Raw genomic sequence first — 22,918 nt, 5'->3', positions numbered from 1 at the left:
ATAAGTTTCAACATTATGTCGTAGTGCTTGTTTTTACTTAAGAGCATAAGTACCATAGCCAGTCCTGAATCCTTGGGGAAGTATCATGATAAACGGAAGCATCGTAGCCTTAATCACACCAATGAATAGTGATGGCGCAGTCGATTATGCAAGTCTTGAAAAGTTAGTAGAGTACCATATCTCCCAAGGTACCGATGCCATAGTCGCAGTTGGTACCACAGGCGAGTCTGCCACGTTACCTATGAAAGAACACATTGAAGTTGTGTCGCAGACGGTGAAATTTGCAGCGGGTCGTATTCCCGTTATTGGTGGTAATGGCGCCAATGCCACTGCCGAAGCCATTGAGTTAACAAAGGCGCAGTCTAAAGTGGGCGTTGCCGCCATGTTAGGCGTTACTCCTTATTACAATAAACCTTCTCCAGCGGGCTTAGTGGCTCATTATAAAGCCGTGGCTGCAGCAACTGATGTACCGCAGATCCTATACAATGTACCGGGAAGAACGGCCGTTGATATGTTGCCTGAAACAGTCGCTCAACTGGTTGATGTCAGCAACATCATTGGTGTGAAAGAAGCCACAGGTGATGTGAGTCGAGTTGCACGTTTAAGAGCGCTGTGCGGGGACGATTTCCTTTTGTACAGCGGTGATGATGCCACAGCACGAGAGTTTTTAGCTTTGGGCGGTAATGGCGTTATCTCTGTAGCGAATAATATCGTGCCGCGTGAATTTAAATTGATGTGCGATGCCGCTTTAACTGGCGACACTGCTACAGCAAAAGAGATTGAGAGCCAGATCGGCGGATTATTCAGCGCACTATTTTGTGAAGCAAACCCTATTCCTGTAAAGTGGGCAGCGAAACAGATGGGATTGATTGATAATGGCTTTATTCGTTTGCCATTAACGGAACTTTCTACCCCAAATCATGGTCTGTTGCTAGAAGCGATGAAAAATGCCCGAATAGAGGTTAAAAGATAAATGCTAAAGCAAGTCACCCCTGTATTACTATTACTTGCCGTCACGACAGCTTGTAGTACCCCCGTGGATCGACGCCAAGCGAATGGTTCTGATGAATACGCAAAAGTTGAGTCTGCGCCTTTGTTGGTTATTCCTGAAGGTTTAAACGAGCCGACTTACAGCAAAGAGTATGCTATCCCTGAGTTAGGCAATAATGCTGACGCAAGTTTAGTGGGTAAAACACTCGATATTCGTCCGCCGTTGCAGGTTCTGCCAATGGCTGAAGGTACGCATGTTGAAGAAGGCAGTGACAATATCAAGATTGTTGTCGAATCAATTGACAATGACGTCGATCTAAAAGAAGAGCTCTTTAATGTACTTAAAGAGTACTTAAACAGTAAATCGGTCGAAATCGTCAATGAAGATTACGAAGCTGGTATTATCGAGACTGGCTGGATTGAAGATAAGCAAGTAATTGATTCAAGTTTTTGGGGCAGTGACGAAGTCTATGTATTACGTCAGCGTTACCAGTTTGATGTCGATGTGCGTCCCCATGGGCGCAGTGGTAGCCTGCTGATTGATCTCATCGAACATGAAGAAAGTTTTGATGGTTCTCAGAAAGAGATTTTCCTAAGCGGCGAAGATAAACGTCGTTATACCATCGATATGCTTAACAACACCGTCGCTTATATTAGCGTTAAACGTGCGCAAGCGATTAAGGCTAAACGCCTCAAAGAAAGCTTGGGTATTGACGTTGACCTAGTTAAAGCTGAAGTGAATGACGATGCTGACTCCCAAGCAAGCCGAAGCTATTGGATTGCTGATGCGCCGTTTAAACGTACCTGGGATAGACTGCGTATCGTGTTACCAGAGCTTGGCTTTGAAATTATCGATATGGACAGCAATAAAGGCTTGTACTATATCAACGTCACTGATGATTCTGGTTTCTGGAGCTCACTGTGGAGTGAGAAGAAGCTGCCAATCGATGAAGGTTCATATCGCTTGTTATTACAAGATGGCGACTCTGAAAACCAAACTCGTATTGATTTGAATAACGTTGACGACGAACCATTAAGCAATGAAGTTGTAGAAGCTGTCTATGATGGTCTTGCTGAGCTAATGAGTGAAGATCGAAAAGTTCGCTAGTTATGCAGTGCAATAAATGATTCATACTTGAAGGAGGCCTATATGGCCTCCTTTTTATTAGGTGTTTATAGGGGATGATGACAAGGCCGCCATCGAGCGGTTATACCAATCAGTATAAGAATTTGATCTACTCAGCGCGCTTTTGGCTACCTAGTTCAAGGCGAATAATTGAAACAATGGTTGCTCCCTTGTAAGGTTATTCAACGCAGAAATAGGTAGCCAAAAACGCGCCACAATGGCGAGTTTTAGCGGTTCTGATGCTGTGTTAACGAGTTTAACCGTAGAACAACTATGCTCTTCACTCGTTGCAAGCCACATGGATGTGGTGAATGTCATTAATGCAGGAGCATTTAATGACCTTGCCTCAGTACCGCTAAACTCTCGCTGAGTGACTAAATATTTATACTGATTGGTATTAGATTTGCCAAATTGATGCTGTTAACAAAATGTTGCGGTTGGGCGGGCTGTACCATATAGTAAATATTGTCGTCTGTATTGGGTACGGAAGATATCTGAATCAATAATGATAATAAAAGTTGCGTTGTAGGAAGTAGGGAGCGACTCTATGAAGCGAACGCTTCAATTGCAAGAAATAGAAGCCACAAATCTCAAAATTGTCAGTGAATTTGCGGTCGACTTACTCACTGCAAAAAGTGTTGATGACATTCTTTGGCACGTTGCACAAAATGTTGTGTCGCAATTGGGCCTAGATGACATTGTTATTTATCTTTTAGATAGCGACCAACAGCACTTGGTACAAAAGGCGACTTTTGGTAATAAAAATCCCGTTGCCAAGCTCATTTTGTCTCCCATTGTGATCCCATTAAATACCGGTATTGTCGGCAAAGCCGCTCGAGAAAGAGTACCAATCCGTATTGGCGATACACGTTTACATCCCGAGTATATTGTTGATGATGAGGTGCGTTTATCAGAGCTTGCTGTGCCTATGTTAGCTGACGGTAAGGTTATTGGTGTCATTGATTCTGAGCATCCCCAGCAGGATTTCTACACCAAACAACACGAGCGCACCGTGTTCGCCTTAGCATCAATAGCCGCCGTTAAAATTCAAAAACTACTCACCCTGCAGCAACTACAGCGTACCGTAGAAGAATTAGAGTACAGCAGTAAGATCCAAGATTCGTTGTTTGAAATTGCTGAAATCATCTTTGAAACCGACAGCATGAGTGGCTTTTACAAAAAATTACATCGTTGTATTGGTAAACTGACTTTTGCTAAAAATTTCTATGTCGGTTTACTCGATAACGCCTCTCAAACTGTTTCGCTTCCCTATTATGCCGATGAGTTTGATACTGATGTACAGGGCAGGACCATCCCACTGCATGATGAGATAGTCAGCATTACAAGTTATGTGCTTAAGCGGCAAAAGCCACTGTTAGTGACCGAAGCACAAATTGGTCATTTGGTGGAAGCCGGTGAGCTAACCGTAGAAGGTACCGTGCCCAAAGCCTGGTTAGGTGTCCCTTTTGGCGATGACAGTTTTAGCGGTATTGTCGTGGTACAAAGCTACAGTGACACCTATCTGTTTACTGATAAAGATATGCAGTTACTTGTTTTTGTTGCTAAGCATATTCGTAACGCCATCGAACGTAAAAATGCCAAATCAAAAATGGAGTTTCTTGCGCTGCATGATCCGCTCACAAAGTTACCTAATCGGTTACTTTTTGCAGATAGAATAAGTCATGCAATAGATAATATCGAAGCGGAGAGCATTTTAGGTATTGCTGTTTGCTATTTGGATTTAGATAGGTTTAAACAGATCAATGACAATCATGGTCATCACATTGGTGATCAGCTATTGGTTGAGGTGAGCCGCAGGATAAATGCCTGTTTGCGCAAGCAAGATACTTTATGCCGGTTAGGCGGAGATGAGTTCGCCATACTGATTGAAGATATTTTTAGTGTCGATGAAGTTAAACGCACTGCAGAGCAAATATTAACGGTATTAAACAAGCCTATTAAGTTGGGCGACATTGAAATAGTGGTGTCGGTCAGTATTGGTATTGCTGAACATTTTTACGGTGGTGATAACACCGAGCAACTGTTGGTGTTTGCCGATGAAGCCATGTATCAAGCTAAGCTCAAAGGGCGTGGTCAGGTATATTGTTTTGATGACAGCAAGCGTAGCCAAACGTCGAGTTATAAGCTTGAAACTGAGTTTAATCAGGCGGTTAAGGATAAGCAGTTATTCCTGGTTTACCAGCCTTTGGTCGACTTAGATACGGGCACTATTTATGGCGCTGAAGCGCTAATTCGCTGGCAGCATCCGGAACTTGGCGAGATCCCGCCAGCGCGTTTTTTGCCAGAGTTTGAGCGAGCGCAGTTGATGGGCAAGCTAGATAATTATGTGGTAAAAGCGGCTTTGGCGTTTTTATCAGAGCAAGAGGCGCAGTTTGGCGCTGATTTCAAACTCAGTATCAATATATCTGGTGAAGGCTTTAATTCACGCAAACTCATTGCACGCTTAAATCAATATTTTGCTGAATCGCCCAAATTATTGAAACATCTCGCAATTGAAATTACCGAGCAGACGATTGTCAGTTCAGTAGAAGAAACCAAAGACACCATAGAGCGATTACGCCAAATGGGGATCAGTATTTCCTTGGATGATTTTGGCACAGGCTATTCATCGTTAAGTTATCTGCAACAATATACCTTTGACTCGCTTAAAATTGACCGCTCATTTATCAGTCACATGGAAGCGGGTGAGGGTAATCAAGCGATTTTAGATGCAATATTGAGCCTGGCTAAAACATTGGATATTGCCACCATAGCCGAAGGGGTTGAAACTCAACATCAGTACACGGCGTTGCGGAATATGGATTGTCAGTATGCACAAGGTTATTTTATGTCCAAACCTATTAATCAAAACAGCCTATTGGAATTATTACAACTCGCCCCAGATTACGGTGCGTTCAATTATCAAATTTAGCCACATATTTTGATCCAGTTGTGACTGACTAACGTAATACCCTTCTAACTTGCACATACAGCGAGTATTTCACTACAAAATCATCTGGTTTTTGCGTTTGCACTTATACATTGTGTAAGCGCTTTCGTGTTATCAAAATGTGAACTTTGTAAGCAAAGGTAAAACCCCTTGAAGCAACTGAGCGTAAAGGTAAACTAATTGCACTAAACCCTGTCAGTACTCGGAAAATTAATGAAAAAAATAATAATAATTTTAGTGTTCGCAGCATTGGCCGTCACGGTGTACATGCAGCTCGCACCGACCGACTCTACCCAACAAACCCGCGAAAGGCCGACTCCTAATGTTGTCGTTGCGAAAGCCATGCTGTCTCCTGTTCGAGATGAGGTTGAAGCGCTTGGTACAAGCAAAGCGTATGAGTCGATTACCGTGACGCCTAAAGTGAGCGATGTGATCACACTGATTAACTTTAAAGATGGTCAATTGGTCAATAAAGGCGATCTGATGGTGCAGCTACAGGACAGAGAGCAAGCTGCACGGGTCACCGTGGCAAAAGTACGGGTGAACGATCACCGTCGCGAACTTGACCGTATTCGCACCCTAGTGACCAGCCAAACAGTTGCTGAGCTTGAACGTGATAGGTTGCAAACGCTTATCGATACAGCAAGAGCAGAACTCGAGCAGGCTGAATCCGCTTTGAAAGATCGCCGCATCATTGCACCATTTAGCGGCCGTTTAGGGCTTAGACAAGTCAGTGCCGGTAGTCTAGTTACACCTGGCACGGTGATCACAACGTTAGATGATATCTCAATTATCAAACTGGATTTTTCAGTGCCAGAGCGTTTCTTGCAATCTTTAGAAGTGGGCAAAGATGTCGAGGCTAAAGCGGTTGCGTATCCCGATACTGTGTTCACTGGCAAAGTAGTATCGATTGACAGTCGTATCAACCCTACAACCCGTGCGGTGATCGTACGGGCAGAAATCGTTAATCCAGACTTACGCTTATTACCCGGTATGTTGATGAAGGTTAATTTAATCAAGCAAAATCGTGAAGCCTTGATTATCCCTGAGTCTGCAATCATTCCTATTCAAAGTAATCATTTTGTTTACCTAGTTAACAGTGACAATGTTGTTGAGCGTCGTCAGGTGCAATTAGGTTTACGCAAAAGAGGCTGGGTGGAGATTGTTGATGGCGTCGAGCTAAATGAACAAGTGATGATACGTGGCATATTGAAAGTTAAACCAGGTGATGAAGTGAAAGTGCAGTTTAGTGAGCGCTTTAGTTTTCTTGACAGAGCTAAGGTGGAACCGACAGTATGATCTTAACGGACTTATCGGTTAAACGCCCCGTATTTGCTTCGGTGATCAGCATACTATTAATTGCTTTTGGTTTAGTGGCTTTCGAGAAACTGCCATTACGAGAATACCCGAATATTGATCCCCCCGTGGTATCGATTCAAACCAATTATCGCGGCGCCAGCGCTGCAGTAGTTGAAAGCCGTATTACGCAATTGATTGAAGATAGAATTAGTGGCGTTGAAGGCATCCGCCACATTAACTCTTCGAGCCGTGATGGCCGCTCTTCGGTCACTTTAGAGTTTGATATTGAAAGAGATATTGAAGCGGCTGCTAATGATGTACGTGATCGCGTTTCGGGATTGCTGAATAACTTACCTGAAGAAGCGGATCCACCAGAAGTACAAAAATCTAACGGCGGTGACGAAGTGATCATGTGGTTGAACTTAGTTTCAGATCAAATGACCACGTTGCAGCTTACTGATTACGCTCGCCGTTATTTAGTCGACCGATTTTCGGTTTTAGACGGCGTAGCCAATATTCGTATTGGTGGTGGTAAAGTTTATGCCATGCGAGTTTGGATAGACCGCCAGGCGTTAGCTGCCCGAAATCTTACGGTGGCAGATATTGAGCGAGTATTACGTTCAGAAAACGTTGAACTACCGGCAGGTTCGGTTGAATCTGCTGAACGTCATTTTACTGTTCGATTAGAACGTAGCTTCAAAAACAAAGATGATTTTGCCAGCTTAGTATTATCTGAAGGGGAAGATGGCTACCTCGTTAGGTTAGGGGATGTGGCTCGGGTCGAAATTGGCTCAGAAGAGGAACGTATTACCTTTAGAGGTAACCGTGAGGCGATGATTGGTCTTGGTGTATCTAAGCAATCTACTGCTAATACCTTAGATGTTGCGCGTGCTGCGAATCAATTGGTCGATGTGATCAATCCCACTTTACCCGCGGGTATGGAAATCAAACGCTCTTACGACAGTTCGGTGTTTATTGAAGCATCGGTGAAAGAGGTATACCAAACCCTGTTTATTGCTATGGGGCTGGTGATCATTGTGATTTACTTGTTCCTTGGCAGTGTCAGGGCAATGTTAATACCTGCGTTAACGGTACCAGTTTCGCTTATGGCGACGTTTATCGTGTTATACGCCTTAGGTTACACCATCAACTTATTAACCTTGCTAGCAATGATTTTGGCCATTGGTATGGTGGTAGATGATGCCATCGTGGTGTTAGAGAACATCCATCGACGCATTGAGGAGGGCGATAGCCCCCTGAAAGCGGCCTATTTAGGTGCACGAGAAGTCGCCTTTGCAGTGGTAGCGACCACTTTAGTGCTTGTGGCGGTGTTTATGCCTATTACCTTCCTAGAAGGTGATTTGGGTAAACTGTTTAAAGAGTTCGCTGTGGCGATGAGCGCCGCGGTGATATTTTCAAGCATTGTTGCTCTCACCCTAAGCCCGATGATGTGTTCCAAGTTGCTCAAACCAGCTGGGCAAGATCCTTGGTTAGTGCGTCAAATTGATAAAGGCATGACATCGCTTGCCAATCTGTACCAACGCATTTTGACTCGAGCAATGAAGCACCCGATTATTGTCAGTTCAATCATTCTTGCGGCTTTAGGTACAAGTGGCTATCTGCTGAAGGAAGTACCACAAGAGTTTGCTCCTCGAGAAGATCGCGGTTCTATGTTCTTGATTGTTAATGGCCCACAGGGTGCCAGTTTTGACTATGTTCAACCTTATATGGATGAAATCGAAAATCGATTAATGCCATTGGTTGAGGCGGGTGAGATCAAGCGTTTGTTAATCCGTGCACCTCGTGGTTTCGGTCGCGGCGCAGATTTTTCAAATGGTATGGCGATTATCGTGTTAGAAGATTGGTCTGTGCGTCGTCCTGCCAATGAAATAATTGGCGATATTCGAGGCCGGTTGTCAGATTTAGCTGGAGTTAGAGCCTTTCCAGTCATGCGCCAAGCGTTTGGCCGCGGTGTCGGTAAACCCGTGCAATTTGTACTCGGCGGTCCAAGCTACGAAGCGCTTGCTCAGTGGCGCGATATTATGCTGGAAAAAGTCGAAGAAAACCCTAACTTGGTCGGGGTAGACCATGACTATAAAGAGACCAAACCGCAATTACGTGTGGTGATTGATAAAGACAGGGCAGCTGACTTAGGCGTGTCGATATCGCATATTGGTCGGACATTAGAATCAATGCTTGGCTCACGCTTAGTGACCACTTTTATGCGCGACGGTGAAGAGTATGATGTGATCATTGAAGGTAATCGTGATAACCAAAACACGGCCAATGATTTAAGTAACATCTATGTACGCTCCGACCGTAGTGGTGAACTGATCCCATTGGCAAACTTAGTGAGCGTGGAAGAGTTTGCCGATGCCAGTCAGTTAAACCGTTATAATCGTATGCGCTCGATTACGATTGAAGCCAACTTGGCTGACGGATACAGCTTAGGTGAAGCACTGGACTACCTTAATGATATCGCCTACACCTATTTGCCAGCAGAGGCGGTGATTAGCTACAAAGGCCAATCATTGGATTATCAAGACTCTGGTAATTCGATGCTGTTTGTCTTTGTGTTAGCACTCGGCATCGTATTCTTGGTATTGGCAGCGCAGTTTGAAAGCTATGTGCATCCTTTGGTCATCATGTTGACGGTGCCATTGGCGACATTAGGTGCGTTAGTTGGCCTGTACTTCACTGGTCAAAGTCTCAACATTTACTCGCAGATCGGGATTATTATGTTGGTCGGTCTAGCGGCTAAAAATGGTATTTTGATCGTTGAGTTTGCTAACCAACTACGTGATAAAGGCGTTGAGTTTGAGCAAGCGATAGTTCAAGCAGCGGCGCAGCGTTTACGTCCGATTTTGATGACAGGTATCACCACGGCCGCGGGGGCCATGCCACTAGTACTCGCTCAAGGGGCTGGTGCTGAAACTCGGTTCGTTATTGGTGTAGTTGTTCTGTCGGGCATCATTCTAGCCACATTCTTTACTCTGTTAGTTATACCGGTTGTTTATGGCCTGCTGGCGCGAAATACCGGCTCTCCGGAGGAGATTGCTCGTAAGCTAGAGCTCGAATTACAAAAAGACTAACGTTTTGGCAAAAAGTCAGTTCCTAGTTAAAGTGGGGACTGACCAGCCTTAGTCGCTGTTGTCATTACAGGTAACAAAACAAAAAGGCCAACTTGTTAAAGTTGGCCTTTTTTAATACTTTTAGGTCACTAATCAGGTTTGTTTGACTGCTGCTTGCTATCGCTATCGCTATCGCTATCGCTATCGCTATCGCTATCGCCATCGCTTGGTTTTACCTGTTTATCTTGGCTGGTTTTAATCTTGCCATGGTCTTTACCAAACTGGGTCATCTTAAATTTGGCGCTGTACTTAAGTACTGCCAGGTTGCTGGCGATAACACCGACGACCAATAAAATCAGCAGAGCGACTTCCAAATCTGACATAGTAACTCCCTATTTAAGCGTGGATTAATCGACTGCGAGTCTAGCTTCACAAATACGAATATCTTCTGGGGTATCAACTTCTGGAGAATCAAAGGCACTAATGGCCACTTTAATCTTGTACCCATGCTCTAGAGCGCGCAGTTGCTCAAGTTTCTCTAGGTCTTCAAGGCGCCCAAGCGGCAACTTGGAAAAGGTCGATACAAATTTGCGCGTGTATGCATAAACACCTAAGTGTTTGTACACAGGGTAATCATCTGTGTCACGACCAAAAGGGATACGAGCACGCGAAAAATACAAGGCATAAAAATCATTATCAAAAACCATTTTTACATGTTTAGGATCGTTGAGTTCATGCTCTTCAGTGATTTCGAAGCCTAGGGTTGCCATGCCAAATTCGCCTGGATGGCGTTCAAACAAACTAATAATTTGTTCTATTGAAATGGGATCGATTAATGGCTGATCACCTTGAAGGTTGATCACTAAGTCATCATCGGCTAAGCCTAACTGGGTTATGGCATCTTCAATGCGATCAGTACCCGATGCCGCGTTAGGATCGGTCATAACGACTTGGCCGCCAAATGATTCAACAGACTCTTTAATCCGTTCATCATCTGTTGCGACATAGATATTGGTTAAGCCTTTGGCTAACGAAGCGCGTTCAACAACATGTTGAATCATTGGCTTACCGTTAATCGGCGCGAGTGGTTTCCCTGGGAAGCGGCTAGAACCATAGCGAGCGGGGATTAACAGAGTAACATTCATTACATTTACCTATGTGATTACAATAAAAGGGCGGAGCACTTTCTCCACCCGATAGCCAGCTAGACTAGATACGACGGAACAGTTTAGTGAGCATTTCGTCGGTCACTTTCTCTTCCCAGCCTTCACCGTAAACATTGTCCCATAGTGGGCCCATGCTCTTAGTTACCGCGACCATTTTAGCGATCGTTTCATCAGGTAGGTCTTTACAGATGTTCTTTGGTAGCGTGATGTTGTGTTTCTTCATCATCTGACGGAATTCTGCTACGCCTTCAGGGTAGAACTCTTCTAACACATCAAAGGCTAAACAGTTACCGATACCATGGTGATAACCCAGAACGTAGCCTAAGCCGTAAGATACAGCGTGGCACGCGCCCACTTGGCTGTAGGCGATACTCATGCCGCCCATGTAAGATGCCATCATCAGCTTGTCATCTTTTTCTGGGTGATCGTCTAAATAGACTTCGCGGCACAGATCCATAGATTTTTCTGCAAAGGCCTTAGCAAATTCGTTAAGGTAAGTCCCTTCTAATGACTCAACACAGTGAATATAGCAATCCATACCAGTGTAGAACCATTGATCAGTTGGCACACCATCAATGAGCTCAGAATCCATAATGATTTGATCAAATACGGTGTAATCTGAGTTGAGGCCGAGTTTACGTACTGGGCCGCAAAGTACCGCAGTACGTGACGCTTCAGCACCGGTGCCTGACACCGTTGGAATACCGATATGATGCACAGCGGCATGCTTAATAAGATCCCAACCTTGGTACATGGCGCTGCCGCCTGGGTTGGTTAGCATTAATGATACGGCTTTAGCTAAATCTAGGGTTGAACCACCACCCAAACCAATCACACTGACTGGCAATTTAGCATTGTAAGCTTGAACTTGTTCAGTCAAATCATCGACTTGCTTAGTTGTAGGCTCATCATCAACGTTAACATAGATGACTAAATCTTGCGCTTTAGCAGGTACACGTGCACCTAATGGCTTGTCTTGGTGAACATCATCAACTAAAAAAACCACGAAATCATCGTCTGATTGACGTTCTTCACTAAGGACTTGGTCTAGCTGAGCGAAACTACCGCGACCGAAAATCATTTTTGGTACGCATTTGAAATTTTTGAAACTCATTACAACCTTCTCCATTGAGACGTTAACTGTAAAAAGTACCGCTACACCGCGTGGTGTAGCGGAAAGGAATGGGTTTTATGCGAAAGCGCGTTTGATATTTTCAATACGCTGCTTAATTTCGTCTTCTGTCCAAGACAGCTTGATGAGCATAGAAATAGTGCGGCTCATGATAGCGTCTGACTTAGGCACAGAAACCTGAGTATAGTCTGGCTTATCTTCGATTAATGTGATCGGCAAAGCAGCTGGCGATTGTAGCTCTTGAATGTGCTTCCAGTTAGACAGGTAATGCCAGTTGTTGATATACCAGTAGAAACAGCCATCAACGCCATTTTCAGCTAACTTCTTGTTGATCTCGATGGTACGCGCTTCAGTTGGCATAAAGAAAGTTAAGAAACCGGCTGAATCACCCTCTGGATCTGGGATTTCACGGAACGTGACCTCTGGAATTTCAGCCATGGCATCTTTAATCAGCTTTTTGTTAGTACGCTGAATATCGATGATTTTGTCCAGCTTACGTAGTTGCGCTAATCCCATAGCTGAGTTCATTTCTGAAATACGGAAATTTAGCCCCATAATTGGGTGGCCTTCGGCACCGCGATCATTACCAACATGATCATGGCCATGATCAGAGAACATATGGGCATGGTTATAGATAGTCTCATTATTGGTCATAATGGCACCACCTTCACCGCAAGTGATGGTTTTTACTGAGTCAAAAGAGTAGCAACCTACATCGCCGATAGTACCCAGCGCTTGGCCTTTATAGCTGCCACCAATTGCTTGGCAAGCATCTTCTAGGATAAGAATATTGTGTTTATCACAAATGGCTTTGATTTCGTCCATCTTAGCCATAGAACCACACATGTGAACCAAATTGATGGCTTTAGTACGTGGAGTGATAGCCGCTTCAATACCTTCTGGAGATAAACATAAGGTTTCATCAATCTCGGCAAAGACAGGAATTGCACCCGCCATAAATACGGCTTCGACTGAGGCTACGAAAGTAAATGGCGGCACAATCACTTCATCACCCGCGCCGATACCTGCTGCGGCCATCGCGGTTTGCAATGCTGCGGTACCACTCGATACAAGGTGTGCGTGCTTTGCGTTCATTTTTTCACAAAGCAGTTGCTCCATCTCACGCGTTTTCCAACGGTCATTACGCATGTGATCAAAGTTATAACGGAAGGTAAAACCATTTTCCATTACATCTGCAACTTCCTGTTTTTCTTCAGGACCAAATAATTCAAAACCAGGCATGGAGATTTCCTTAGAATTCGCTGCGCAACGTGCGCTAGAAATAAAACATAACTAAAAGATTATAACTGGGAAGGGGGCAAGACTGCGATGTTTATTAAGCAATATTTAAACAAAAATACCAATATTGGGTCTGTTAGCTTAAAGCCTAATCAATAAAGTGGCTGAAAACGCGTTGTTTTCAGCCATGCAGGCTTAAGTTGGCTTTTTCAATGTGTCGTTATCGACGGTCACATCAAGGTCGGATAATAGTCCGTTTTCAACGCTATAGATCCAACCATGAATGGCGACATTGTGGCCGTTTTGCCATGCATCTTGGACGATGTTTGTACTGGCAACATTGCCGACCTGTTCAATGACATTGAGCTCACACAAACGGTCAAAACGGGTTTTCTCGTCGAGTTCAGCCAATTCAACTTCATGCAGCCGTGAGATATCACGAATATGGCCTAACCAGTTGTCGATTAATCCAAGGCGCTCAGTGCCCATGGACGCTTTAACTCCGCCGCAGCCATAATGGCCGACAACCATAATGTGCTTAACTTTAAGCACCTCAACGGCATACTGTAAAACGGATAAACAGTTTAAGTCAGTATGAATAACCATATTGGCAATGTTGCGGTGGACGAACACTTCGCCAGGCATCAAATCGATGATCTGGTTTGACGGTACTCTACTGTCTGAGCAACCAATCCAGAGGTATTCGGGACTTTGTTGTTCGGCAAGTTGTTTGAAGAAGGTCGGATCTTCTTCAAGAATTCGTCCGGCCCAACGGCGATTATTATCAAATAAGGGTTTGAGTAATTTCATATTTTAGCAAATACCTTTAATAAGATTGCTGGGCTGAGTGTTGTCGAGCCTGGCTTGGTAGGGCAGACTTGATTCGCTAATTGCATAGTTAAATAGTCGGCATATTTAGGCAAGGTATTTTCCTAAAAAGCTGAGTAATTGCTGGTTGATAAACTGACTTTGCTCCAGGGTTGAGATGTGTCCGGCATTGGGGATATGGACAAACTCACTGCCATCAATGGCATCATGCATCAAATAACCTTCAATGATGGGTCTGGGTTTATCTTCGGTGCCGTTCATGATTAACACTGGCAAGGTTAACTTATCGCTCTCTTCCATTAAATCGCGGCGACCAAAAATCATTTTGCCCATTTTATCTATGCTATCTAAGCTGTCGCCAGCGTAGCCTAACAAATGTGCTTCAAAAGCTGCATACAGCTCTGGGTTGTCGGTCTGGCAGCTTGACGCAAAAAACAAAGGGGCAATTTGATTAACCATTTCAGCAGGGATCTGCTGTAGCATGGTCATGGTGTCAAGCATCTGATTGTATTTAGCGCGACTGACTTCGGGTTCAAAACCGATAAAACAGCCAAGCATCGCCAAGGTCTTGACGCGTTTAGGTGCTAACAGGGCGAGCTCTGCGCCCCACATGCCACCTACAGATAGACCGACTACTGAGAATTTATCAATGCCAATGCTATCCATCAATTGCAAATACTGCTCAGCAATATTTTTCAAATTGGTGGTATTTTCTGGGACAGGACTGGATAAACCATGGCCCCATAAATCTGGCACAATACAACGGTAGTGTTCACTTAATGCTGCTATTTGCGGCCACCACATGCTGCTATCCCATAAAAAACTATGGCCTAACAAAATGGTAGGGCCTTCGCCAATGTCGATATAGCTGATACTGCTATCGTGTAGCGTAAAGGTCTTACGGTGCGAATCGAGATCCAGTGTTAGGTTTGGGAGTTTCATATAACTTGTTCCTGTACGAATGCTTTGGGCGCTGGTGCCACTGTGAACACGTACTCCTTAACGAGTTCTGGCAATCTTGCAACTAGCTGCTGTTTTAACTGAACATTATTGGCGTTCAAAATGACAGCTAAGTCTTCTGCTTGATAAAGTTGAGTTAAAGGCTGGCTAACTGGGTAAAAACTATAATGCCAAGGCTCTGGACTGACGCCGCTGAGTCCTTGCTGGAATGGCCGGTAGAACCCAAAGCGATGGCTGTTTTTTTCTAACCACTGGTATAGTGCATTACATGGGCCGCCAGGCTGATATTCTGCGCTGATAAGTTGTAAATCTTGCTTTGAAATTGCACTAACATCAAATAAATCGACATCTGTACCCCAGTGGTGACGCGACGCCCCAGGCAGCGCTGACCATATAAGAATGGTGTCGATCAATTTATTTGCAGTCAAATCTTGCCACGCGACAGGCTGATTGTGCTGGTCGAGTAACTGGCGCTTGCCGCTAGCTTTGTTATTCCATATCTGCATCTGCTTTTCAAAGCTACGGTAACCGCTACATAGGCTAATCGTGACGCCATCATCAAAGGCTGCTTGCTGCATCTTAGCTAATGCAATGGCGGTTTTTTGCTCCAGCAACTGGCCTTCAAAGGCAACTAAATGTTGCTCTTCGAGGCCATAAAGTGACTTATTTTTTATCTGGCTTATTGAGAGCACAACAGTTTTTCCAGTATGCGCTCATAGCATAAAGCCAGTAAGTCTAAATCGGCGACTTTAACGCACTCATTCACTTTGTGGATAGTCGCGTTAACGGGGCCAAGTTCGATAACATCCGCGCCTGTTGGGGCGATAAATCGGCCGTCTGAGGTCCCACCTGATGTTTGCGGATCCGTTTCAGTACCAGTGATTTCTTGAATTGCTTGCTTAGTTGCTTCTAATAGCGGCCCTTCACCTGTGAGGAAAGGTAAGCCGTTAAATATCCAACTAATGTCATAATCGAGACCGTGGGCATCGAGAATATTCAGAACTCTTTGAATAAGAATTTCAGCAGTGACTTCAGTTGAGTAACGGAAGTTAAACATCACTTCTAGGTTACCGGGGATCACATTTGATGCGCCCGTTCCCCCATTGATATTAGCTATCTGAAAACTGGTTGGCGGGAAAAATTCATTGCCATTATCCCATTTCATGCGGGCTAATTCATCTAAGGCAGGTGCTGCTTTATGAATGGGGTTATCGGCTAAGTGCGGGTAAGCCACATGGCCTTGAATGCCTTTAACCGTTAGGTTACCTGTAAGGCTACCACGGCGGCCGTTCTTAACAATGTCGCCGAGTTTATGGGTAGATGAAGGCTCGCCAACTAGTGACCAAGTGATCTTTTCATTACGCGCTTCTAGGGTATCGATGACGCGGGTTGTGCCATTAATGAAAGGTCCTTCTTCATCACTGGTGATAAGAAACGCAATTGAGCCATGATGGTCGGGGTTTTTAGCCACAAATCGTTCGGTGGCGACTAACATAGCAGCAAGTGAGCCTTTCATGTCGGCAGCGCCTCGACCGTGCAGATAGCCGTCTATGACCACCGGATCAAAAGGTGGGGTATGCCAACGGTTGAGATCGCCGACGGGAACAACATCGGTGTGGCCTGCAAAACAAAACAATGGGCCGTCGTTGCCTCTTCGGGCCCACATATTGGTTGTATCTTCAAAAACCATCGACTCAATGTTAAAACCTGCTTGCGCTAAGCGTTGTGCCATTAATTCTTGGCAACCTTCATCGAGAGGCGTCACTGAAGGGCGAGAGATGAGATCCTGAGCGAGCTTTAAGACATCATCTTTCATTAGCTAAGTGCTCCTTGATAGAGTTCGGCCTTAAAGCCAACGAGTACTTGGTCGTTGAGCACCAATACTGGGCGCTTAATTAGCGTTGGGTGGCTCACCATTAAACTGATTGCTTTTTGTTGATCTATATCGGCTTTGTCGGTATCGCTTAATGCGCGAAAACTGGTGCTACGTTTATTAAAGAGGGTTTCCCAGTCAACTTGAGTCAACCATTGTTCGATGATGTCAGCACTAATACCGTCTGCACGAAAGTCATGAAACTTAACCTCAATATTGTTAGTTTCTAGCCATTTTTTTGCTTTGCGAACTGTGTCGCAATTTTTTATGCCGTATAAGGTCAAACGTCAACTCCTTGAGCCTTGGTTTATGAGGGTTTGTTATTGTGGCATTGGCTTGCAAGCGACTCAATACCGCTGAGAATTAAAATTAATCGCTTTACTTTGCCAAGTGGTTATTTTTTGTGATTAACGCCAGGCCAATTAAACGGCCTGACGTAAAATTGGGGACTACAATTGCACGGAGAAAATAACGTCCTTGCCGGCTTCAATGGTACCTTGGTGTTTTTCGAGTTCTTTGATGTCTTCCATGTTGGCTAAAACAACGGGTGTGAGCAGGCTTTCAACTTGGTCTTTTAGGTAGTTTAAATCGAATTCTAAAATGGGATCGCCAACTTTAACCGTTTGTCCCTCTTCGGCTAAGCGTGTGAAGCCATTCCCTCGCAGTTCCACGGTACCAACACCAAAATGGACAAACAATTCTAAACCGTGGGGTGACTCGATACTAAATGCATGATTAGTTTCAAATATTTTACCTATGGTTCCATCAACAGGAGCCAATATTTGATGGCCTTTGGGGGCAATGGCGATACCATCACCGACTATCTTTTCTGCAAATACAACATCTGGGACCTTTTCTATGGCAACAATCTCTCCTGAGACTGGTGCATAAACCTCTATTCCCCCGGCAATTTTGGTCTGTCCGGATACCAATCTACGAATGCGGCTTAAAAATCCCATTTGTATGGCCTCTTTATCCTAGCTATTGCTGTAGTTGTTGTTTTAATGACTAGCATGCAGCAATAAATAGCTTTAGTAACAGTTTGTAAGGAGCTTATTGAGCTCTGTTATTCTAGTGGCTTTCATAGCTAACTGCGCCAGCTTTTGACACTGATTTAATGAAAGTTTATTTAAGTTTTGTTTTGTTTCGAGTAGGGCGCTTGGATTGACACTGAGTTCATCAACCCCTAAACCTACCAAGCAAGCCAATGCGGGCGGGTAACTGGCAATTTCACCACACACAGAGGTATGTACATCGGCGGCCTTGGCTTGGTTTATGGCCATTGCAATCAGTTTAATTACCGCGGGCGATAAACTTGGGTAGTCAGCCATAAAGCTAGGGTTTCCGCGATCGGCTGCCATTGTGTATTGCGTCAAGTCATTACTGCCGATGCTGATGAAGTCAATGTAAGGCAACATTGATTCTAGATTGAGAACACAAGCCGGCGTTTCAACCACGATACCCAGCTGTAATTGCCCAAAGCCTTTTTCTTGTTGAATAAGCTGTTGGCGGCAAGACTCAATGATCGCAATGGTTTGTTCAAGTTCTTCAACTTGGTTGATCATGGGGAACATCAATCGAATTGAACCGTGATTTGCTGCCCGCAGGATTGCCCTTAGTTGCTGGCAAAAAAGTGTTGGGTGGGCGAGGGTGTACCTTATTCCACGTAGGCCAAGCGCTGGGTTGTCTTCGCTAGCTATTTTTAGGCATGGGACATCTTTATCGGCCCCTACATCAATGGTTCGGATCGTTAATGGTTGACCATCAAGTAACGACAAAGCATCGCAGTACATCTGAAACTGTTGCTGCTCTGTAGGCGCGCTTTGGGCGTGCATAAATAAAAATTCGGTTCGAAATAGACCGACACCTTGATAAGCAATATGGCTAAGATGCGCAATCTCAGTCACTGAGCCCACATTCGCAAGTAGTCCTACTCGCTGACCATCTTGAGTCTGCAATGGCAAGTCTTGATATTTAACCAACTGCTGTTGCAATTGCGCTAACGCTGCTTGCTCAGCTTTAAGGGCAGCAATCGTCTCTGCGGTAGGCGCAATGTGTAACTCACCAGCAAAGCAATCTATGGCCACCATCGGGCAATCATCAAGTAGGGAAAAATCCACCTTACAATTGACGATAGTCGGTAGGTTGCAGCTTTTTGCCAAGATAGTTGTGTGACTAGAAAGGCCGCCTGTCACCAAAACTAACCCTTTAACTTTCTCTATAGGTAGTAAGGCAAACTCTGCCGGGGTCAGGTCATTGGCGATAACAATCGAATCGTCTTGTAGCGTATCGATATTTTGGCATTGGCCACAAATCAAGGTACTAATAATGCGTTGGCTAAGGCAGCGAATATCGTCAGCGCGTGCTGATAAATAAGGGTCGTCTAAATTCTCTAGCGCTTGAATTTGCTTAGCAAAAGTGCGCTCTACTGCCACTGCTGCACTGAACTGCTGGCTATTAATCGCCGCGCTTATTTCTGCAAGCAGCTCATCATCTTCAAGTAGTAAAAGGTCTGACTCAACTAACGCATATGAGTCGCTTTGTTGTTGGCAATGACTTAATGCACGCTGGGAAACAGCGATCATTTTCGCAAATGCTGATGCCAGTTTGTTTTGTTCTTTGCCGATGGCTGATTTTGCAATCAGTTGATAATTGAGCTGCTGTGCTTGTGGCTTAAAAGTCACTGCACGACCAATGGCAATGCCTTTAGATACTGATATCCCTTTTAATGCCATGTCAGACCTTCATATAATTCAATTAACTTAACGTTATCAGTAGCTCGGATACATGTTCAACCGCCACTTTCGCTTGCTCTCCTTGCGCACTGACATTGACGCTAACCCCTTTATATAGCCCCAAAGTCTGCAGTTTAAATAGACTCTTTGCACTAGCTTGTTTGCCGTTACATTCAACTATGACATCACAGGGGTAGCTTTTTGCGGCTTTTACCAACAATGCAGCAGGTCGGGTATGAATACCATGCTCAGCAATAATGGTCACATTTTTATGGAAATGTTCGGTTTGTGTCATCAATACACCTTAAATGACGTAGTTAACTATCTGAGCCGTATTCTACAATCTTATAGCTCTTACGAGAAAGGGCATTGATAGCGTCTTGCAGTTTTTCTTTCTTCACCAAAATGTAGTCAGTATCAAAGGTTGATATTGCGAAGATGCTGATGTTGGCATCGGACAACGCACCTGACACTCTTGAAAGTATCCCTGTCATAGAAAAGCCTAGGGGTCCCATGACTTCAAAGCATCGCCAGTCATCTTCTTGCTCTAAGCTGTCTAATTGTATTTCGCTAGGAGTGACTATCGATAATTCGTCTTGGGTTTTTCCAATGAAATACATGGGTTGGCTGAACACTATGGGGTCAATCGGCGTATCTGGCGCAAAGCTGTGGATGCTGTATAGCTGCTCATGTAGCGCGAGTGTCATTCTGGCCATCAATGTTCCTTAACGTATTTGAGTGAAGGTCCACACGTATCGTAGGCTAGCTTAACACATATTTTTGAAGGTGAAAGAGGCACTTGATAGTGCCTCTATTGTAGGTGGAGGCTAGGTTACTTTAAATTGACCTAGTAGGCGGGCGCTGTCTTTACTGATCTTTTGCAAAGACTCAGCTGCGCGCTGGTTACTCTCATTGGTTTGCACCGAGACTTCTGATAGCTCAGTAATACTGCAGATATTGCGGTTAATCTCCTCTGTCACCAAAGACTGTTCTTCAGTGGCACTGGCTAATTGGGTATTCATGTCACTGATGTGACCTATCAGCCCTAATATCTCACCTAAAGCATCGCCCACTTCTTTGGCTTGAACCTGCAACTGTTCACTTTGTTGTTGCGTTTCGCTATTGCTGGTCATGACCGAAGCAACGCCACCTTGAATATCAGCGATAATTTTTTGAATTTCGTTGGTAGAATCCTGGGTGCGATTAGCTAGCGCTCTCACTTCATCTGCCACTACTGCAAATCCACGTCCATGGGTGCCAGCTCGAGCTGCTTCGATAGCGGCATTTAAAGCCAAGAGGTTAGTTTGGTCGGCAATGCCACGAATGACGTCAAGAATGCTACCAATTTGGTCAGAAGATTGCCCCAAGTTATGCGTGATCGCTTCAGAGCTGCGGAGCTCTTCGACCAACTTTTCGGTATGCAGTACGGTGTTATCCATTTGCGCTTTACTATTTTGCGCTTGGTCTTTCACACTGTTGGCAGCATCAGCGGCTTGTTGGGTGTTGCTCGCCATTTCATGAGTGGTAGACAGCATTTCATTGATCGCTGTGGCAACGCTGCTGGTTTCTTGATGCAAGTGGTCCACACTGGCATTAGACTCGCCAACGGCATTGAGCAGGCGTTGGGCGTCTTGATTAATCTCTTCACCGGCTGGCTTGAGCTCTGCAACTAGTAAGTTGATTTTGTTAACAAACAGATTAAACGCAATCGCTAGGTCGACGACTTCGTCTTTACCTTTAGTGGGCAGTCTCTTTGTTAAGTCACCTTCGCCTTCTGCGATATCACGCATGGCGGCGATGGCTTCTTTAAGTGGCGAGCTAATAGAGTGGTTAAGCACCAAGAAAAAGCCAAAAATCGGTGCAGATATCAATACCATGATAATGAGATAATTCATTACCACACCCCATGTTGCATCGTTTATATCGCTCATGTATGAACCCGTCACTAAGGTCCATTGCCAAGGGGCATAGGCTCTTGCTTCTACCAGTTTAGTTTCTACAATGCCAGTCGATGGGTTAGCAATGGCAAATTCCGCTTTACCTATCTGGTTACTGCGTGCATCACTGATCAACTTTGTCATGGGGGAGCGGCCATCTTGAGAGCGGATGGCGCTGGCAGGCTGGCCAATTAACTGAGAATTGGCGCCGTGAGCAATGATAGTTTGATTGTCATCAATTAAGACAAAGTAGCCATCTTGGCTAGAGTGTATTTGATTAACAAGCTCAGCGACTTCACTTTTGGCTTGATCAAGGCTAATGGCTTGCTGGTTGACTTGCTGACGATGGGCTTCAATCACACTGAGTACAGTGTTCAGCTGCGCATCATTTTGTACCCACTTCTGTGTAATAAGATTGTTTCGCTGTTCATTGATAGAAAAGCTAGCAAATACAAAGGTGCCGATCGCGGCTAGCACTAACATTAAAATTAGTCGCTGTAAGATGGTCAACTGGCGCAAAAGTCCCATGATGTCCCCTTTAATGAAATTCAAGGCAAATATTTTTGTTATGCAAGTGAATATACCTATGCATCGGAATGAATAATATTAACTTAATCATGTTTACAATTTGTTTTTGAATTTGTTGATCTTGCTCACCTTTTAGTGGCTGAAAAATCGGCCTTTTGGCCAAAAATACCTAACAGATAACACTTAATAGACAAAAGTATTAAAGCGCTTTAACTGCATAGATACCGAGCTTGCCGTCTTAAAACTGAACGATATTTGCCCAGTTATAGTTAATGTTATGTAATGGTTTTGATTTTTTTGTATTTTCAGCGCAGAATTAATCATTACTCAATAAAGGCTACGTTCCATGACTACTTCTCCACAAGTAATTAGTTCAGACGATATCTTGCTTAAACTTTGCCATTCAGTCTCCCATGTATTATCCAGTACCACTGCTAGCCAGGTTTCCCACGCGGCCATGGTGCAAAGTATTACTCGTACCTGCTTAAAGCCTGATTTAGGTTGCTTTTCTATTTTTGATGGTGGTTTTTCAGGATTGGTTGTCATCAACTTCTCAGCACCTGCCGCTATAGAGATATACCGGGCTTATATGCAGCAAATGGGCATGCCTGAGAGTGAACTGGCCTTCTCACATACTTCAGACGAAGTGGGTGATGTGATGGGGGAGTTAATGAATCAAATCCTTGGCGATTTCATCAATAAAGTGAACAAGCAGTTACAGACCTCTATTAACCAGTCTCAACCTAAAATGCTGACCATTAATAAAGAGCTGACTATCTCTATTGATACCAATTTAGATGATGCGGTTGCGCGAAGAGTGTCGTTTAAAACTGCCAACAATCATATCTTCTATTTAGAATTTGCCATGGATAAAACGGAATTTATTAAACTGGATGAGTTTGCCGAAGAAGAGCATGATCCTGATGAGTTGTTAGCTCAACATGGCCAGACAAAAACCAACGACAACAATGAAAAGTCACCTTGGTCAAAAGCGGCGGATGATACAAAAAGTAAAGATATTGCCGATGATCTTTTCGATGAATTAGGCATTTAATCCTAATAGCTTGCATGATAATCTCAGACT

General features: G+C 44.3%; 21 protein-coding genes. 7 read left to right on the top strand and 14 right to left on the bottom strand.

The annotated features are described in order from the left end of the window. Nucleotides 1-85: 85 nt before the first annotated feature. The 6 genes from dapA to L865_RS0114375 all read left to right on the top strand — a co-directional run bounded on the left by dapA (nt 86) and on the right by L865_RS0114375 (nt 9,457). Nucleotides 86-973 carry a 4-hydroxy-tetrahydrodipicolinate synthase gene (gene dapA, locus L865_RS0114400; RefSeq protein ID WP_028773879.1) on the top strand — a complete coding sequence of 296 codons (888 nt, stop codon included), beginning with the start codon at nt 86-88 and terminating at the stop codon, nt 971-973. Further along, nucleotides 974-2,098 (top strand): outer membrane protein assembly factor BamC, encoded by a 1,125-nt coding sequence (gene bamC, locus L865_RS0114395; protein WP_028773878.1) that lies wholly within the window; start codon nt 974-976, stop codon nt 2,096-2,098. It abuts the gene before it with no gap. 235 nt (nt 2,099-2,333) lie between these two features. Continuing rightward, entirely contained in the window at nt 2,334-2,486 is a 153-nt protein-coding gene (locus L865_RS25565; protein ID WP_157577587.1) for a hypothetical protein, read from the top strand. A gap of 177 nt (nt 2,487-2,663) precedes the next feature. Next, on the top strand, nt 2,664-5,048 hold the full coding sequence (locus tag L865_RS0114385) for an EAL domain-containing protein (protein WP_028773877.1): 2,385 nt from the start codon (nt 2,664-2,666) through the stop codon (nt 5,046-5,048). A gap of 285 nt (nt 5,049-5,333) precedes the next feature. After that, on the top strand, nt 5,334-6,365 hold the full coding sequence (locus L865_RS0114380; RefSeq protein WP_425423637.1) for an efflux RND transporter periplasmic adaptor subunit: 1,032 nt from the start codon (nt 5,334-5,336) through the stop codon (nt 6,363-6,365). Beyond that, nucleotides 6,362-9,457 carry an efflux RND transporter permease subunit gene (locus L865_RS0114375; protein ID WP_028773875.1) on the top strand — a complete coding sequence of 1,032 codons (3,096 nt, stop codon included), beginning with the start codon at nt 6,362-6,364 and terminating at the stop codon, nt 9,455-9,457. The genes L865_RS0114380 and L865_RS0114375 overlap by 4 nt, the downstream gene beginning before the upstream one ends. Before the next feature lie 128 nt (nt 9,458-9,585). Here L865_RS0114375 and L865_RS0114370 read toward each other — a convergent pair whose 3' ends face one another. The 14 genes from L865_RS0114370 to L865_RS0114300 form a co-directional block, all read right to left on the bottom strand. Then, complete coding sequence (locus L865_RS0114370; protein WP_028773874.1) at nt 9,586-9,819, bottom strand: DUF2897 family protein; 234 nt, start codon at nt 9,817-9,819, stop codon at nt 9,586-9,588. 24 nt (nt 9,820-9,843) lie between these two features. After that, on the bottom strand, nt 9,844-10,581 hold the full coding sequence (gene kdsB / locus L865_RS0114365; protein WP_028773873.1) for an 8-amino-3,8-dideoxy-manno-octulosonate cytidylyltransferase KdsB: 738 nt from the start codon (nt 10,579-10,581) through the stop codon (nt 9,844-9,846). A 64-nt stretch (nt 10,582-10,645) separates the two neighbouring features. Beyond that, nucleotides 10,646-11,716 (bottom strand): 3-deoxy-alpha-D-manno-octulosonate 8-oxidase KdnB, encoded by a 1,071-nt coding sequence (gene kdnB / locus L865_RS0114360; protein ID WP_028773872.1) that lies wholly within the window; start codon nt 11,714-11,716, stop codon nt 10,646-10,648. Nucleotides 11,717-11,791: 75 nt separating this feature from the next. Continuing rightward, on the bottom strand, nt 11,792-12,976 hold the full coding sequence (gene kdnA / locus L865_RS0114355; protein WP_028773871.1) for an 8-amino-3,8-dideoxy-alpha-D-manno-octulosonate transaminase KdnA: 1,185 nt from the start codon (nt 12,974-12,976) through the stop codon (nt 11,792-11,794). Between the two features lie 192 nt (nt 12,977-13,168). Next, complete coding sequence (gene can, locus L865_RS0114350) at nt 13,169-13,783, bottom strand: carbonate dehydratase (protein ID WP_028773870.1); 615 nt, start codon at nt 13,781-13,783, stop codon at nt 13,169-13,171. A 105-nt stretch (nt 13,784-13,888) separates the two neighbouring features. Beyond that, the gene (locus L865_RS0114340) at nt 13,889-14,722 is read right to left on the bottom strand and encodes an alpha/beta fold hydrolase (protein WP_028773869.1); all 834 of its coding nucleotides are present in this window, start codon (nt 14,720-14,722) and stop codon (nt 13,889-13,891) included. A 17-nt stretch (nt 14,723-14,739) separates the two neighbouring features. After that, a complete protein-coding gene (locus tag L865_RS0114335) occupies nt 14,740-15,453 on the bottom strand; it encodes a M15 family metallopeptidase (protein WP_028773868.1) in 714 nt (237 codons plus the stop codon). Then, nucleotides 15,441-16,577 carry a succinyl-diaminopimelate desuccinylase gene (gene dapE / locus L865_RS0114330; protein ID WP_028773867.1) on the bottom strand — a complete coding sequence of 379 codons (1,137 nt, stop codon included), beginning with the start codon at nt 16,575-16,577 and terminating at the stop codon, nt 15,441-15,443. The genes L865_RS0114335 and dapE overlap by 13 nt, the downstream gene beginning before the upstream one ends. Next, on the bottom strand, nt 16,577-16,918 hold the full coding sequence (locus L865_RS0114325) for an ArsC family reductase (RefSeq protein WP_028773866.1): 342 nt from the start codon (nt 16,916-16,918) through the stop codon (nt 16,577-16,579). The genes dapE and L865_RS0114325 overlap by 1 nt, the downstream gene beginning before the upstream one ends. A gap of 165 nt (nt 16,919-17,083) precedes the next feature. Then, complete coding sequence (crr, locus tag L865_RS0114320; RefSeq protein ID WP_028773865.1) at nt 17,084-17,593, bottom strand: PTS glucose transporter subunit IIA; 510 nt, start codon at nt 17,591-17,593, stop codon at nt 17,084-17,086. A gap of 72 nt (nt 17,594-17,665) precedes the next feature. Continuing rightward, a complete protein-coding gene (gene ptsP, locus L865_RS0114315; protein ID WP_028773864.1) occupies nt 17,666-19,369 on the bottom strand; it encodes a phosphoenolpyruvate--protein phosphotransferase in 1,704 nt (567 codons plus the stop codon). A gap of 22 nt (nt 19,370-19,391) precedes the next feature. Beyond that, nucleotides 19,392-19,664 (bottom strand): HPr family phosphocarrier protein, encoded by a 273-nt coding sequence (locus L865_RS0114310; RefSeq protein WP_028773863.1) that lies wholly within the window; start codon nt 19,662-19,664, stop codon nt 19,392-19,394. A 22-nt stretch (nt 19,665-19,686) separates the two neighbouring features. Further along, on the bottom strand, nt 19,687-20,085 hold the full coding sequence (locus L865_RS0114305) for an ACT domain-containing protein (RefSeq protein WP_028773862.1): 399 nt from the start codon (nt 20,083-20,085) through the stop codon (nt 19,687-19,689). Nucleotides 20,086-20,196: 111 nt separating this feature from the next. Then, a complete protein-coding gene (locus L865_RS0114300) occupies nt 20,197-21,837 on the bottom strand; it encodes a methyl-accepting chemotaxis protein (protein ID WP_028773861.1) in 1,641 nt (546 codons plus the stop codon). Between the two features lie 343 nt (nt 21,838-22,180). Between L865_RS0114300 and L865_RS0114295 the strand changes: the two genes are divergently transcribed. After that, nucleotides 22,181-22,888, top strand: coding sequence for a DUF3334 family protein (locus L865_RS0114295; RefSeq protein ID WP_028773860.1), 708 nt, complete (start codon nt 22,181-22,183; stop codon nt 22,886-22,888). Nucleotides 22,889-22,918 lie beyond the last annotated feature (30 nt).

This window comes from Shewanella waksmanii ATCC BAA-643, assembly GCF_000518805.1.
GTDB lineage: Bacteria > Pseudomonadota > Gammaproteobacteria > Enterobacterales > Shewanellaceae > Shewanella > Shewanella waksmanii.
Note: the sequence above shows the minus strand (reverse complement) of the source record. Positions and strands in the feature narration are given on the sequence as shown.